The organism is Venatorbacter sp. C2-1 (assembly GCF_022832715.1).
GTDB classification, from domain to species: Bacteria; Pseudomonadota; Gammaproteobacteria; order Pseudomonadales; family Oceanobacteraceae; genus Venatoribacter; species Venatoribacter alkanivorans.
The window spans coordinates 3,107,182-3,122,079 of the sequence record NZ_CP094879.1; the positions used below are offsets into that span (position 1 = coordinate 3,107,182).

At 54.0% G+C, this 14,898-nt stretch carries 10 protein-coding genes; all 10 read right to left on the reverse strand.

The features are described 5' to 3' along the window. Positions 1–7: 7 nt before the first annotated feature. The 10 genes from trmD to MT343_RS13985 all read right to left on the reverse strand — a co-directional run bounded on the left by trmD (position 8) and on the right by MT343_RS13985 (position 14,677). On the reverse strand, positions 8–763 hold the full coding sequence (trmD, locus tag MT343_RS13940; RefSeq protein WP_145465904.1) for a tRNA (guanosine(37)-N1)-methyltransferase TrmD: 756 nt from the start codon (positions 761–763) through the stop codon (positions 8–10). Between the two features lie 16 nt (positions 764–779). Beyond that, entirely contained in the window at positions 780–1,319 is a 540-nt protein-coding gene (gene rimM / locus MT343_RS13945; protein WP_145465906.1) for a ribosome maturation factor RimM, read from the reverse strand. Positions 1,320–1,340: 21 nt separating this feature from the next. Further along, complete coding sequence (rpsP, locus tag MT343_RS13950) at positions 1,341–1,592, reverse strand: 30S ribosomal protein S16 (RefSeq protein ID WP_145465908.1); 252 nt, start codon at positions 1,590–1,592, stop codon at positions 1,341–1,343. Between the two features lie 192 nt (positions 1,593–1,784). Next, positions 1,785–2,981 carry a CDP-alcohol phosphatidyltransferase family protein gene (locus tag MT343_RS13955; RefSeq protein ID WP_145465909.1) on the reverse strand — a complete coding sequence of 399 codons (1,197 nt, stop codon included), beginning with the start codon at positions 2,979–2,981 and terminating at the stop codon, positions 1,785–1,787. Then, positions 2,978–4,678 carry an AMP-binding protein gene (locus MT343_RS13960; protein WP_186435733.1) on the reverse strand — a complete coding sequence of 567 codons (1,701 nt, stop codon included), beginning with the start codon at positions 4,676–4,678 and terminating at the stop codon, positions 2,978–2,980. Before MT343_RS13960 ends, MT343_RS13955 begins: the two co-directional genes overlap by 4 nt. Position 4,679: 1 nt before the next feature. Next, positions 4,680–5,828, reverse strand: coding sequence for a hypothetical protein (locus tag MT343_RS13965; RefSeq protein WP_145465913.1), 1,149 nt, complete (start codon positions 5,826–5,828; stop codon positions 4,680–4,682). Next, a complete protein-coding gene (locus tag MT343_RS13970; protein WP_145465915.1) occupies positions 5,825–8,614 on the reverse strand; it encodes a phosphoenolpyruvate synthase in 2,790 nt (929 codons plus the stop codon). Before MT343_RS13970 ends, MT343_RS13965 begins: the two co-directional genes overlap by 4 nt. After that, a complete protein-coding gene (locus MT343_RS13975; protein ID WP_145465917.1) occupies positions 8,611–11,385 on the reverse strand; it encodes a phosphotransferase in 2,775 nt (924 codons plus the stop codon). The genes MT343_RS13970 and MT343_RS13975 overlap by 4 nt, the downstream gene beginning before the upstream one ends. Continuing rightward, positions 11,382–12,344, reverse strand: a complete 963-nt coding sequence (locus MT343_RS13980) for a UbiA family prenyltransferase (protein ID WP_145465919.1) — start codon at positions 12,342–12,344, stop codon at positions 11,382–11,384. The genes MT343_RS13975 and MT343_RS13980 overlap by 4 nt, the downstream gene beginning before the upstream one ends. A gap of 35 nt (positions 12,345–12,379) precedes the next feature. Next, positions 12,380–14,677, reverse strand: coding sequence for an efflux RND transporter permease subunit (locus tag MT343_RS13985; RefSeq protein ID WP_145465921.1), 2,298 nt, complete (start codon positions 14,675–14,677; stop codon positions 12,380–12,382). Positions 14,678–14,898 lie beyond the last annotated feature (221 nt).

Consider the following 14,898-nt stretch of genomic DNA (forward strand, 5'->3'; position numbering starts at 1 on the left):
TCGCTCCTTAACAGTCTGCTGAGTTCTGTTCTAGCTCTTGCAGATACTCTGTCAATAACCTTTGTTGCTCGTTTGTCAGTTCCAGCGCTTCCAGTAAATCCGGTCTGCGCTGCCAGGTTCTGCCCAGTGACTGCTTAAGGCGCCACTGGCGGATCTTTTCGTGGTTGCCACTCAGCAACACGTCCGGTACGGCCTGCCCTTCGTAAACTTCCGGGCGGGTGTAATGTGGACAATCCAGCAAGCCTTCCATAAAGGAGTCCTGCTGTGCCGACTGGTCATGCCCCAGCACGCCGGGTACCAATCGGATCACGGCATCCATCAGCGTCATGGCAGCCAGTTCGCCCCCACTGAGAACAAAGTCGCCAAGAGACCACTCTTCGTCGACTTCGCGCTCAATCAAACGCTCATCAATACCTTCGTACCGTCCGGCCACCAGAATCAGTTTGTCGCGCTGAGCAAGCTCTAACACGCCGGCCTGATCCAGCTTGCGTCCCTGAGGTGATAAATAAATCACCTTAGCGCCCTCCCCCGCGGCCGTTCTGGCTGCGTGGATGGCATCCTGCAGAGGCTGAATTTTCATCAGCATGCCGGGGCCGCCGCCGTATGGACGATCGTCCACGGTCTGGTAGTTATCGTAGGCAAAATCACGCGGATTCCAGCATTCGATACTCACTTTTTCCTGTTTGACTGCCCGCCCGCTGACACCATGGTCGGTGAGTGCGCGGAACATGTCAGGAAAGAGGGAAATAACCCCAAACCACATAATTACAACACCGGGCTTAAAAATCCGGGTCCCAGTCAACCTGGATTTCACCGTTATCCAGATCAACTTCAAGAACGATTGTTTCTGCGTATGGAATCAGACGTTCGCGCTTATCAATGCTGCCTTCGCAACCTTTTACGCTCATCACCTGATTGCCGCCGCCGGAATCAAACAGTTCTTTCACCTGGCCCAGCCACACGCCGTCGGTGTTAACCACCTTCAAGCCTTCGAGCTGGAACCAATAATGTTCGTCTTCTTCGAGTTCCGGTAACTCCGAAGTAGGTACACCGATTTCAATCTGGGATAACGCCAGAGCGGCATCCCGGTCGGTAATTCCTGCCAGAGCTACAGCCAACCCTTTTGGCTGGAGTTTGCTGTCGGTCACCTTGAATTCACGCCACTGTCCGTTAATACGTAACAGCCAGGTCGGGTAATCCAGGATGTTGGTCATGGGATCTGTGTACGAATACACCTTCACCCAGCCTTTAATACCAAATGCGGTGGTTACTTTACCGAGGACGGTGATTTCCTCACCCGCAATCTGGTCGTTCAACATCAGAACTCCGGTCGTCGCCAATTAAGCCTGAGCTTTTTTGGCTTGCTTCAGTAAGCTAGCTACGCGATCAGTTGGCTGAGCACCTTTGGCCAACCAGTATTCAACGCGTTCCGCATCGATGCGGAAAGCAACTTCCTGGCCGCGAGCAACAGGGTTAAAGAACCCAACGCGCTCGATAAAGCGACCGTCGCGAGGGCTACGCGCGTCAGCTACGTTAATGTGATAAAAAGGACGTTTTTTAGAGCCACCACGGGCCAAACGGATTACTACCATAGTTTCAGATCACTCCGATCGTTTATCAAGGGACAGGTTTTGGGATCGCCTGCCGTTCATCAACTCATCTGCCCCAACACCATTACAGCGGCATGTTATGCACGCAAACATGGCATCCAGCCAGACGAGACCTAATAAAAGGGCGCGTAGTGTATAAAATCTGCCCTGTCGCCACAAGCATTCATTCACGCCTCAGACAGCACTGTCTTTGAGTTTGTTACGGTACAACCACTGTTTAACCAACAGCGCGGTCAGCGGGAAGGTCAGAATGTACAGGGCCACCACCGTCCAGCTCAGATCCAGCCACCAGCCAAGTATCAGAGCAACGCCAACCGCCGAGTCGATCTGATCAAGGGCGATAAACCAGTAACGCTGATCCTCAGGCACCTGCCCCGGCGCAATGCCCAGCCGGCGCTTAAACCAGGAATTGGGCAATTCGCCGAGAATATAGCCAGCGCCTGCAACCGCACCGGCCAGCAGCAGTGAGTAACCACTCCACACGGTCGGCCAGCCCAGCGCCTGAAATATCAGTTCCAGTGGCCACAGACAGAGCGCGCCCAGCGCCGTCAGCAGCGGCACCAATAAAACGCCGCGCCAGGTTTTGTTGGCACCAAAGGCCGACTTCGACACCGGCCGGGCAAAAGAAGGCAGCACGTCATTGCTGACACACCACATATGCGCCACACCGCCAATCACCACCGGCACCTGCAGGTACAGCGCCATCAGCAGCGGATGCAACGGCGCCTGTGCGCCCTTAGCTGCCAGCGTGGTGGCGCACAGCAGTGAGAAACCACCCAGCGTAATCCACAGCATCTGCGCCAGTGAGGTGAACTTAAAGAACGGCCGGGCGCGCAGCATCTGCACAGAAAACCACAGCAACACCAGCACCAGCAGACCTTTGATAAAGGCAGTCCAACCCAGCCAATACTCCAGCAATACCAATGGCGCAATAATCAGCAGGCTCCAGAATACCGGCATGCCCAGATAGGCCGGACGGGCGCTGCCCTTACTCGCATCCTCGATATTGCCGGTCTGATTGAATACCGACAGACGGATACAACCCGCGGCGACCATAGTCACCAGCGCCACGGCATAAGCACCATCAAAACCCCACTGCAGTAAAATCAGCGCCGGACTGACCAGATAAATCAGCACGTCCATAAAACCATCGAGGTAACGACCAAACTCACGGGTCAGCCCCCAGCGCCGGGCCAGCAAGCCATCCAGCGCATCGGCGGTCATCGCCAGAAACAGCAACGCCAGCGCCGTCAGCAGCTCCTGTTGCAAGGTAAAAAACAAGGCCAGCAAGGTCAGCGGAACACTACTCAGGGTGATCAGATCAACCCGGTTCAGGCGGATAATCCAGCCACCGGCCGGTAAACTGCTCATATTGATGTACTCTCCGTTTTGTTCCAGGTAACCACCATGTCGGTACGGCCTGCAGCCGCCATCTGACGCAGCAGCGGACGGTCAATCTTGCTGTTGTGGCGACCATCCACCGGCATGTACTTCAGCCGGGCAACCTGCCATTCACCGGCCGGCAGCAAAGCCAGCAACGCACTTTTCAGGTTTTCCAGAGGCTCGTCACAGCACAGAAACAGCCAGCTCTGCTGTTCATAGCCAATCAGCGCGCTGCGCTGTACACCCGCCAGCGCATCCAGCTGTTGTTCCAGCCAGAGCGGCTGCAAACGGCGCTGGCTGCCAAGCTGCACAGCATCTTTTACCCGGCCACTGAGCCACAATCGGCCCTGTTCATCGAGCCAGCCGGTATCGCCGGTACGGTGCCAGACCAGGCCATCGGCGCGCGGGATTTTGTTTTCCGCATCGGCCTGAGGGTTGTGGTAATAACCACGCAGCACATGACGGCCGGCAACCAGAATTTCGCCCTCTTCGCCCACATCACAACGGCCATCCCGCACATGATGTTCATTAACAGGGCTTTCGTTAACCAGACTTTCATTGAGAAGGGCATCGTTGTTTGCAGGCAGATTGCAGATCAGCACATCGGTGTCTTCGGCAATGTCCCCCACCAGTAAACCGGCCACACCGGGCTGCTCGCCACTGTGCAGATAATCCTGCAGCAGCAACGAGGCAATGGGCTCAGCTTCGGTGGAACCATAGGCAATGCGCGCATAGGCATTGGGGAAAACCTGCAGCAGATCGCGCGCCAGCAGCTGGCTGACCGGCGCACCGCCAATTACCAGACTGGTGATCTGCGGTAAGGTCGTCTTACGCAGTAACAGCTCATCACAAAGGGCGCGGAAATAGGCCGGCGCACCACTAATGCGGGTAACACCCTGCTGCTGCCAGCGTGTCAGAACCGCTGCCGCATCCACCTGTGCCGGAGCGGCCAGATCCACCTCTGGCAAACAGCTGCTCATGCCGCAACTGAGGTTATGCAGCACCATCACCGGGAAACACGGGCTGTCACGCTCGCCATCGGCATCCGGCCAGTGATGACGGATCGCTGCATGCTGGGCATCCAGACTGGCATGAGTCCGGTCGGCGCCTTTCGGCCGCCCGGTACTGCCGGAGGTAAAGGAAATAAGACAGTGATCGCCTGTGGGAGGCGCCGCCAGCTGCGGCCATGTGCCGCTATCAACAGACGCCAGTTTGCCCTTAAACGCCGCCAGCGCTTTACTCAGCGAACGACTTCCTAACGTTGTCCGGTCAATACTGAAGCGCTTTAAAGACCAGAGTTCAGGGATCAGCCAGAACCAGCGCAACAGCACCTGCATACTGACAATCGCCACCGGGCGGGCATCGGCCAGTGCCATGCGGATTTTCTTGCGGCCCATGCCGGTATCGATAAACACCGCCACCAGACCGGAGGCCAGCAAACTCAGCACCACCGCATACAGATCAACCGACGGCCGGGCGATCACCACCACCCGCTCGCCGGGCTGCAATCCCTGCTGCTGCCACAGTAACTGCAACGCACTCACACGCTGCATCAGCTCACCATAGGTACATTGCTCAGCGCCCAGACAACGACGCCCCTGCATTAATGGAATATCCAGCGCCAACCGCTGCGGATTACGCCGTGCCTCCTCAAGCACATGACGGCAGAAATTCAGCCCGCTCATATCAGCCTTCCTGAGCAGCCGCGCTGCCTTCCTGAACAGCCGCGCTGACCAGCTGTTTGGTAAACAGACCATATACCCGCACTTCTTCGCCGTTGTGGGCATAACGCAGTGACGGGTTATCTTCACGCACCAGGGCTGCAGCCACACGCTGATAGTGTGGTGCCGCCCAGCAGGTCAGCTGCATCGACATCAGGGTGAACAGACCAGCCTGACGATAATCGGGATGAATAGCCCCGGTTTTCGCCAGCGCCAGACGCGGTTCAGGCAACAGTGCCGCATGCTGGGCGTAGCTGATATCCGCAGCCTTCATCAATGAGCCAGCAACCTGTAGCGGACTGTAATCCGGATAGCACAGGAAAAAGCCAGCAATAGCACCGCTTTTATGCCGTACCAGTACCGACGACTGCGGGCAGAGCTTGCGCGCAAAAGGCTCACCACAGGCGGCGACAAACTGTGCTTCGCTGATCGGGCTGTAGGCAAAGTTCTGGCGGAACATGCGGTCGATTAGCGGATACAGCTCCGGCAGATTATTCATCCAAGTGTCGCCATCCAGACGGCTGACAATAAATTCACCCTGCAATTGCTGTAACGCCTGCGCCAGTGGTTTTTCCATCTGTAGCGCCAGTGCCGGTAAATTATTATTAATGCGGGTGTAATAGCGGTAATGAATGTCGTAACCCAGCGCCTGTAATTGCTCGCCATAACTGAGCGGATTATAGGGTTCGCCGGCAAATACCGGCCCCGGCATACCGCCCTGCTCATCAGCTAAGCGCAAACGGTACGGGCCGTAGGTATTAAAATTAATCGGCCCGTAAATACGCTCCGCTCCCTGCTCCGCGGCCCAGCGCTCAAAGCGGGCGAATAAATCCCGCTGCGCATTCAGTACCGCGTCGGTGTCGCCGCTGTTTTCCCAGAAACCGAAATAGGCAACGGCTTCATCATTAATACGCTGCTCGGGATTAAAAAAACCGGCTAAACGACAACCTTCTGCGGTTTCTGCCCAGGCACGGCCAGTGCGGAAATAATCATTTTCCGTACTGAACTGACGGCGCACTGCGGCTTCGTCTTCACCCAGCCAGAAGGCATCGTCGCTGTAACGCTCACGGGCAATACGAAAAAAATCATCACTCAGTTCCGGGATACTGTTCATGCCACCGACTCCTCGGCCGCAGCCACAGACTCAGCGGCATTAAATTCCAGCCGTTCTACCCGGCCACTGGAACCATCCATGCGCACCAGCTCCTGGTCTGCCAGTAATTTGGTTAAGCCCGGAATGCCCACCACCGCAGGAATTCCCAGCTCACGGGCCACCACCGCCGAGTGACTGAGGGTTGAGCCACGCTCCACCAGAATACCGCCAGCGGTCGGGAATAACGGTGCCCAGCCCGGATCGGTACGTACGGTGCAGAGAATCTGACCATTTAAATTCAGCTCATCGTCCGGCGAGAAAATCAGCCGCACTTTCTGCTCAACAATACCCGGATAACAACCGGTGCCCTGCAGACTGCCATCGGCGGCTGCGGTTTCTTCCTGAGCATGCGGATATTCAAAGCGGTTATTGCAGTACAGTGGCCCACGGGTGTGGAAATGATGCGGCGGTTCATCCGCTTCGTAAGACGCAAACTCCGCACGACGGATTGCCACCAGCGGTTTTAAATCAGCGGTCACTGAACGTCCGTCGGCATAGGCGTAGATTTCTTCCAGAGTCAGATAAAAAATATCCCCGGCCTGCTCAAGCTGTGAATAAAACGCCAGCTGCTCACCGAGCTGACGGAAAATATCGCGGTACAGACCAAACATCCGGGTACGCGCCAGACGCATATTTTCGCGGTTGCGGATGGCATCGCGCAGACGGCTTAAATCACGCTGGAATTTTTTTAAGCCACGGCGACCAAATTGCTTCTGCAACGCTGGTAATACGGCCTGCTCTGCTTCGGCACGGAAACGGGCTTCGTTTTCGGCCAGTGTCGCCAGGGTCAGATCGTCACGGCTTAAAAAGTTTTTCAGCACCGCAAACATAAAGGATGCATCCTGACGCAGCGTTACCGACTCCAGTTTCAGCTCGCCCATGGTGCGGTCGCCGTACAGTTCAATGTACTGCAGACAGCGGCTGTGGAAATCCGGGAATTTTAATTGCAGCAGAACCAGAAGCTGATCGTTTGGCTGATCTTTTAAACACGCCAGCAATTCCGGCTGCGTGCGCGCTTCATCGCATAAACGCAGCAGGAATTTGGTAGGTTCAGTACTTTCGATGCCTTCTTCACCGGACAGCAGGTTGTTCTGTACCAGCGCCGGATTTTCTACGCCGAGTTTTTCCAGCCAGCGGTGTACCTTGCCATTCATCATCATTACGTAAAAATCGTTAACGATGGGCGTGGTCCAGTTATTCAGCAGGGTTTTATCCAGCGTACGGCTGAGGCTGATTAATGCATCCATGCTCAGGCTGTGCAATTTATTGCGCTCGACCCGGGCATATTCAGCGGCAAAGTGCGCGCGGAATTCAGCCACCAGATCATCCATACGGCGGAAACGGCTGAGCATGGCAAACAATGCGCGCAACATCTGCGGCAGGCGTGCCAGTTTTTCGCGGCCACTCAGTTCGCGATCCTGAATCAGATCTACCGGATCGGTCAGGCCCATCATGCGTTCCATATCGGCTTTATTGGTACGGAAAGATGGCAGGAATAATAAACCGCGATACCAGTTATTAATGTTGTAATACACCCGGCCACGAATCAGGCCGAGCATATTTTCCAGCATATCCTGATGCTGCTGTACCACATTTTCACGTACACCCAATAAACGCAGGGTCTGCTCGTATACGGTTTTATAAGCGCGGTTGGCAAAGCTGAAGGTCAGCGGTGTGGTTACCCCACAATAGGATTCCTGAATATTGGAATTATCCCAGACCTGCAAACGGTCGGTATCGGGGTTCTGTTCCGGTAAACGCGTCACCGGACGCGCCTGCAGAATATAAAACGCACCGTCTTTCAGACACCATTCAATATCCTGTGGTGCGCAATAGGCTTCCGCAATGCTGCGCCCCAGATCACGCAGGGCAAAAATCTGTGTGTCGGTTAAACAGGCAACCGCACGTTTATCGGCGGCCACTTCCTGTTCACGGGTACCACCCTGCTCAGCATCCTGCACCAGACACAGGTCTTTATCGTTGACCTGCACGCTGAGTTCATTGCTGTTTAAACGCACACTGATTTCATCGGCATTGCAATGGCCGGAAACCAGACCTTCGCCACAACCCCAGGTAGCCGAAATAAAGGCCTCGCCGCGATCACCATTGACCGGGTTGGCGGTGAACATCACACCGGCCACATCGGCATCAATCATGCGCTGAATAATCACTGCGGCATTAATATCGGTCAGGCCCAGACCTTTCTGGATGCGATAAGCCAGAGCGCGGGCATTAAAGGCACTCTGCATCACGGTAATAATGGCCGCGGCAATCTGCTCTTCACCACGCTGATATAAGCAGCTGTCCATCTGTCCGGCAAAAGACGCGCCTTCAGCATCTTCACCCACCACCGATGAGCGCACCGCCCACCAGCCATGTGCCAATGCATCGCTGCCAATGGCTGTGCGAACGTCGTCGGCAATGGCAATTAATAAACCGCCATCACGGATTTTCTGCTGAATTCCCTGGGCAACCTGTTCCAGCGCACTGCTGTCGGGCTTATCGCCCAGTGACGCCAGTTCGGTTTCAATCCACTGCTCAAGATTCAGCGAGCGTAACTGTGCACGGAAAGCCGCAACGGGTACCACCCACCATTGCGGCACCTGAAGACTATTAATCGCCAGAGTCTGGCGGCTTAAAAATGCCAGATTAAAGGCTTTGCCACCCACCTGATCAGCACTCAGCGCTGCGGCCTGCAGCGCATCCAGACAATAATTAGCCGGGCTGTTTACAGTGTCTTTTTTCACAGGCTTTGATCTCCGTTTTCCAGACGCTGAATTTCCAGATCCAGCAGACGACGGAAGGTACGCACCACCCGCTCCATAAACGGATAATGACGGAAGGTATGTGCCATCACATACATAGGTACACGGTTAACAACCAGATCCCACAGTGTCAGGGTAAAGCCATAACGCCATTGTGCAGCATCCAGCGTAACGCCAGCGGCCTGTTCCAGTTGCACACGGTGACGCTCAATTAAGGCTTCCACCAGCTGCGGATCAAAATCCGGATTCAGGGTAAATACCAGCAATTCAGCCAGATCGTGTTGCGGTGCCTGAACGGTCGCCAGTTCCCAGTCGTAAGCGCAGAGTGTCAGTTCACTACCCTGACGACGGAAGGCAATATTGCGCGGATTAAAATCGTTATGGATCAGGGTTTTCGGTAAGGCATCCAGCTGCGGATACCACTGCTCCATGCTGTACACGCGATCGCGGAAGCGCTCCATATCACCGGCACTGAACCACTCCGGGAATTCCTGCTGGGCGTGGGCACCAAGCATTTCCCACAGGCGGGTTTTTTCCAGCATATTGGCGGTATTCGGTGCGTCGCAGATCCAGTCCTGAGTCAGCAGTTCGTCTTCGCGGTTCAGCCAGATACTGTGCACCTGAGCAATGCCATCAACGGCGGCATTAAAGTGTTCGGTCGTCCAGCCGGAAGTGTCATCAGCGGAATCCATTAATTCCAGACCGTCGAGATATTCCTGCACCAGAACATAGGCTTCACGTGAGGCATCCGCCCAGGCCATATAGGTGGTCGGAGCAACGCGGCGGAAACGTTCATCCTGCTGCGCCATCACTTCCAGCTCACGCACATGACAGCCACGGAAACCAACATGCTTGCGGAATTCGTTATAGGCGTGCGCCAGACGGGCATCACACATCGACGCCATAGAGTTAAGCATCAGGATAACTTCATCATCCAGAGGCTTTACTTTGACCATTACATCCAGCGTCTGATCGGCATCGTCCAGTGTCAGGCGGAACGGATAATGACCAACCAGTTTATTGATTTTATGCGCCGTCAGTTCGGTAATAATACTGCTGCCTTTACCCGACAGGCTCAGGCTCTGCTGCGCACTGACCTGCACGTTGCGGTTTAAACCCTGTGATAATGCACGGCTGAAAAACTCCGGATTTAAATCACCGAGTTTTAACCATTCTACCGGGCGGTTACGGCCAAGTTTTTCGTGAGCGCGGGCAAACTGGTCGCTGGCAATGGCCGACAGCGTGGATAAATCCAGCGCCAGACAGTAACCGGCAATCACTTCAGCCAGTTTATGCGCACAGCCGGGGCCCGCACAGCCAATCATCTGCAGGCATTCTTTCTGCTGCGGCAGACTGGTGCCGCCGCCAACCGTACCGACCACCAGACTTGGCAGGCGCAGCGTGGCGTAAATCGCATTATCATCGGTCATTTCCATATGCAGCTGGCCGATGGCCGACTCGTGAACACAGGCGATGTCCTGACCGGTGGCAGTAAACATCGCACCGATCACGTTGGCGATATTAATATTCAGACCGACCATACCAGCCGCAATACTGCCGCCAACAAAATGGTTATAGGCGGTGAACAGTTCGCGCGCGCTGACTTTTAATACTTTACGGCAGACATCATCGCTGAGTACGGCTTCTGCCAGTACGCGCACACCACGGCCACGCAGGAAAGAGTTATAGGTAACTTTTTTATCGTTGGAGAGGTTGGCCTCAACCATAAAGTTTTCAAACTCAATCCCTTCGAAAGCACGCATTTCGGCCAGAATCCACTGGCACGCCTGCCAGGTGCAGGTGGTGGTCATATTCTGACCCGCAGCATCACCGGTTTCATACACAAACTGTACGTGCACCGTGCGGCCCATTAATTCGGTATGCACTTCCACCAGATTGGCATAGTTCGAATATTTACGGGTTTGGGCGGCAATTTCGTTCTGATGGTCTTTTACCCATTCGGCAAAAAATAACGCCGAAGATAAATCGCTTAATACGAACACCGGTACACGCAGCATACGCTGACCCAGTACCCGAACATTCACACCACCGGCACGGGAAATCGCTGTGGCACCACGGGTAGCCGATGCCACCAGTGCACCTTCAGAAGTTGCCATAGGTGCATAAAATAAACCGTTCGCGTGTTCGCCACGGATATGCAATGGCCCGGCCACACCCACCGGAATTTCGACCGTACCGATTAACGCTTCGATATTACTGACCAGCGCTTTCGGATCGAGAGTAATGTCCGCTACCCGCTCCATCGCCGCACCGGTTTCTGCGCGGACAAAACCCAGACGCTCCTGACGGGCCTCTTCGGTGTATAAACCACGCGCCGGTACTTTCGGCAACGTCAGTTCGTCGTATAAACGACCATCATCTTCTGCCGCACGCTGACGCAGTGCATAACTGATCTGCCACAGCTGCCGGCTGTTTTCGGCGGTGTTTTCACCATCGGTATCGTTACGCAATACCAGACGCCATAATTTAGAATTCTGCGCGACTTCCAGTTTGCTGATAATTAAATCGCGCAGCACATATTCTTTGTCGGCCAGAACCAGAGTCACCGTGGTAAAGGCAGCATCCAGCTGCCATTGTTCGCAGGGCTCAGCCAGCACGCATAAATGGCTTTTGGAAACATCCACGGCTTCGGCATTGCGCCAGTTATCACCGCACTGCAGACGTACGCTGGCGTTCTGTTCAGGGCTGAATTCATAACGGGCTTGAGTAGTATAAACGCGGGCCTTTTTCATACGGCAGCTCCCAGCAGGTGAATGTTTAATGCAGCGGCGATAATCACCACCAGATAGCCCAGCAACATCGTCAGGGCGACGGCTTTCTCGTTATTTTCACGGCCGCGTTCATGGGGGGATTGTTTGAATTTGAAAACAGCTTTAAGAGCCAGTACCAGAACCAGTACCAGCAATACGGCATAAACCACTAATACTGCGACATCCAGCAGCCACAGTAATACCAGCTGGTTCACCACCATGGCGCAGACCAGCGCAATGACCAGATTAGCGGCACCCTGCACGCCAAGGATGCGCGAGTAAGAATCGACCGTTTCGCGCTCTTCTTCCGGGCCACGAGTTTTACGGGTAATTTCAAAACAGAAGCCGCTGATAAACGCCAGGCTCATCATGGCCATTAAGGGTGCAGAATTCAGTAACTGCATCACCGGCAGTTGTGGTTGTGCCATCGCCGCCAGCCAGAGCACGATCAGCGGCATAATCGCCATATGACTCAGGGCATACAGCAGCAGACGTTTTTCCAGCCAGGCGCCACAAAAAAACTCGGCACCCATTAAACACAGATAAACAAACATCACGGCCCAGACGATCAGGGTATCGGTACCCAGAAACAGGCTCCACAGCAGCTGGGCAATGACCGCAATAATGCCCAGACCTTTCAGGTGCGTCAGAGTAATGCGGCCACTCTGCAGTACACGTTGCGGGTGGTTTTTAACATCCAGCTCGTAATCTTTATGTTCATCAAAAATACGGATGGTTAAAAACAACGACCAGGTAATCAGGCAGGAAACGATATCGCTCCAGTTAAAAAACCATTCGCCCTGACTGGCACGAACAACACTGGCGGTGACCAGATAAAGAATAAAAAACAGCAAGGCATTGGCGAACGGAAAACGTTCGTCCATCCAGGCGCGGATACGGCGCAGCAACGGCTCGCCGGCAATAACAGCAGAGTTAGTCATAGAGAGGTCTCATTAATTGAATAAATCAGAAAAATTCAGTCGCGATCCAACAGCATCAGCAACAAAGGTAAAAGAATAAGATCGGCCAGTAAGGCAACGATAACCGTCAGAGCCATCAGCCCACCCATGCCCCAGGTGGGCGAAAAAGGTGACAACAGCAACAGTGCAAAACCGGCGGCCAGTACCAGGCTGGTAATAATCATGGCCACGCCAACGGTAGAAAATGCGTATTCGATAGCCGCTTCGGTGCTTTCACCTCTGGCCCTGGCGCTGCGGTACTTGGCAAGAAAATGCACGGTGTCATCAACCACCAGACCAAGACTCATACAGGCAACAATACTCAACCCCAGATCAACATGGCCGCTGATATAACCCCAGATACCGTAGGCCAGCAGTGCCGGCAGTAAATTCGGCACCAGACTGATCAACCCGAGGCGTACCGAACGCAGTACCAGCATCATCACCGCCGAAATTAATACCAACGCCAGTAATGTGCCCTGAAACAGGCTGATGCTGTTACGGTCAGAAATCTGGGCGAACACCATATCCAGACCACTGCCCGGAGCGATACTCAGCGCCGGAGTATGTTCTGCCGCCCAGTCGAGTAACGCCTGATCAAAGGCCACTAATTCACGCGATGTACGCTTGAATAAGTGCACGGTAAAACGGCTGGCGGTCTGATCAATAGTAAGACGCTCATTCAGGCCCATGCCAAAAGGCAGAGACATTTCGTACAACAGCATTGCCTGAGCGACCTGCTCATCGGAAGCGGGAATGCGGTAGTAATCTTTATCGCCATCATGCAGTGCCTGATTCAGTGTCAGTAATGGCTGATGCAGACTGTCAACAAAACCGACTTCGGCAAAGGTTTCCAGATGCTCAGCCAGTTGCTGCAACTGTTGCATAGGTTCGGTACGGTACAGCGAGCCACCATCCTGTGCCGCGATGCGGTACTGAATAAAATTAACGCCGTTAAGTTTATCGTTCTGCAAATCCAGTGCCTGGCGAACCGCAAAGGATTCATCGTAATACTGATGCCACTGCTCATTGAATTTCAGGTGGCTGACACCTGCTGCCAGCATCGCTGAAACAATGACCGCCCCCAGCAGTAACGCCCGCGGATGCGGCTGTAATACCCGCTGCCAGAATGTCAGCAATAAACCACTGAGCCATTGTCCGGGATGCGCCAGCGTCCGGCCCGGCTGTATTTTTGGCTGTGGTAAAACACGCAATGCAGCAATAAACAGAGTCAGACTCAGCACCGCAGCTAACAGCGCGGCAAAAGCGACTAAATTGCCCAGGTCGCGATATGGCGGAGACTCACTGAAATTCAGGCACAACAAACCAAGCGCAGTAGTAATCGAAGTAATCCACACCGGACGGATATTGGATTTAACCGCTTCCGCCAGTGCAGGTACTTTGCTCATACCGGCACGCAGCCCATGCTGATAGGTCGCCAGAATATGCAGACAGTCAGCAATTACGATAATCATAATCATCGATGGCACAACACCCACCACCGGAGTCAGGCGTGCCGTTGTCAGTCCCAGCGCACCGGCCCACCCCAGAGCACCAAAGGTCGCCATTACACTCAGCAGCGTCAGGGTTAATGCCAGAAAAGTACCGGCCAGAGAGCGGGTCAGAAAAAAGATACCGGCGAAAATCAGTAAATAACTGGCCGGAATCAAGGCTCCCATATCGCGCTCTACGGCTTCAGCCAGCGCCAGATTAATAATCGCCGTACCAAACAGCTGCACATCCAGATACTGCAATTCTGTGGCGGCGAGTAATTCACGGGTATAGGCGACCAGTTCGGCGGTTGCTTTTTCGTCACCGTCCGGTAATGAAAGGCTGACAATAATTAATGCCAGATCGCCGTCTTTATTGACCAGACGATTCAGCAGATCGGGCTGAGTCCGGATATATTCCAACTCACCCGCAATATCCCAAGCAGACGCTTGCTCGGGCCGATAGAAATCATCGATATTAATATTGTCATCAGCAGACTGAATACGCTGATAATTGGTAAGAGAATCTACCCGACGGGCGTAGGGAATTTCCCAGGCGGCCTGGGTGAGTTGCGCAATTTCATTCAGCGCAAGGGGATCAAGCACAGTGGCTGACGATGACGGCTGCAACAGAAACGTCAGCGTATCCTGTTTATTAAAATCCTTTTCAAGCTGCTCAAAGCTCAGCAGCTGCGGATTATCAGCACTGAAATAAACCCGGAAGTCTGACACAAATGACAGCTTTGTCGCCCCTGTTGTCAGACTTATTATTAGTATCATGGCGGCAACAATAACCAGCCACGGATAACGCAGTGAGAATGACACGATAAAATCCTTTTAGCCTTGCTAAAAAAAACTGGCACATCGTTTGCCATCAGCGGCTTTAGAATAATCGTTGTAACAATGCCCGGAACGGCCGCGGATATTACCCAGAGCATTCCCTTAAGGCCAGAGACAGGAACAGAAAAAATAAGAATTAATGCAACTTATCCGACAATTTTTTACTGAGGACAAATAGCATCCGGAATGCAATCACGCATCCGGAC

What these genes read in the sequence shown, in the direction of transcription:
- MT343_RS13980 (WP_145465919.1), bottom strand. Translation starts at nt 12,344, where the DNA reads ATGACTAACTCTGCTGTTATTGCCGGCGAGCCGTTGCTGCGCCGTATC.
- trmD (WP_145465904.1), bottom strand. Translation starts at nt 763, where the DNA reads ATGTGGTTTGGGGTTATTTCCCTCTTTCCTGACATGTTCCGCGCACTC.
- MT343_RS13975 (WP_145465917.1), bottom strand. Translation starts at nt 11,385, where the DNA reads ATGAAAAAGGCCCGCGTTTATACTACTCAAGCCCGTTATGAATTCAGC.
- rpsP (WP_145465908.1), bottom strand. Translation starts at nt 1,592, where the DNA reads ATGGTAGTAATCCGTTTGGCCCGTGGTGGCTCTAAAAAACGTCCTTTT.
- MT343_RS13965 (WP_145465913.1), bottom strand. Translation starts at nt 5,828, where the DNA reads ATGAACAGTATCCCGGAACTGAGTGATGATTTTTTTCGTATTGCCCGT.
- rimM (WP_145465906.1), bottom strand. Translation starts at nt 1,319, where the DNA reads ATGTTGAACGACCAGATTGCGGGTGAGGAAATCACCGTCCTCGGTAAA.
- MT343_RS13955 (WP_145465909.1), bottom strand. Translation starts at nt 2,981, where the DNA reads ATGAGCAGTTTACCGGCCGGTGGCTGGATTATCCGCCTGAACCGGGTT.
- MT343_RS13960 (WP_186435733.1), bottom strand. Translation starts at nt 4,678, where the DNA reads ATGAGCGGGCTGAATTTCTGCCGTCATGTGCTTGAGGAGGCACGGCGT.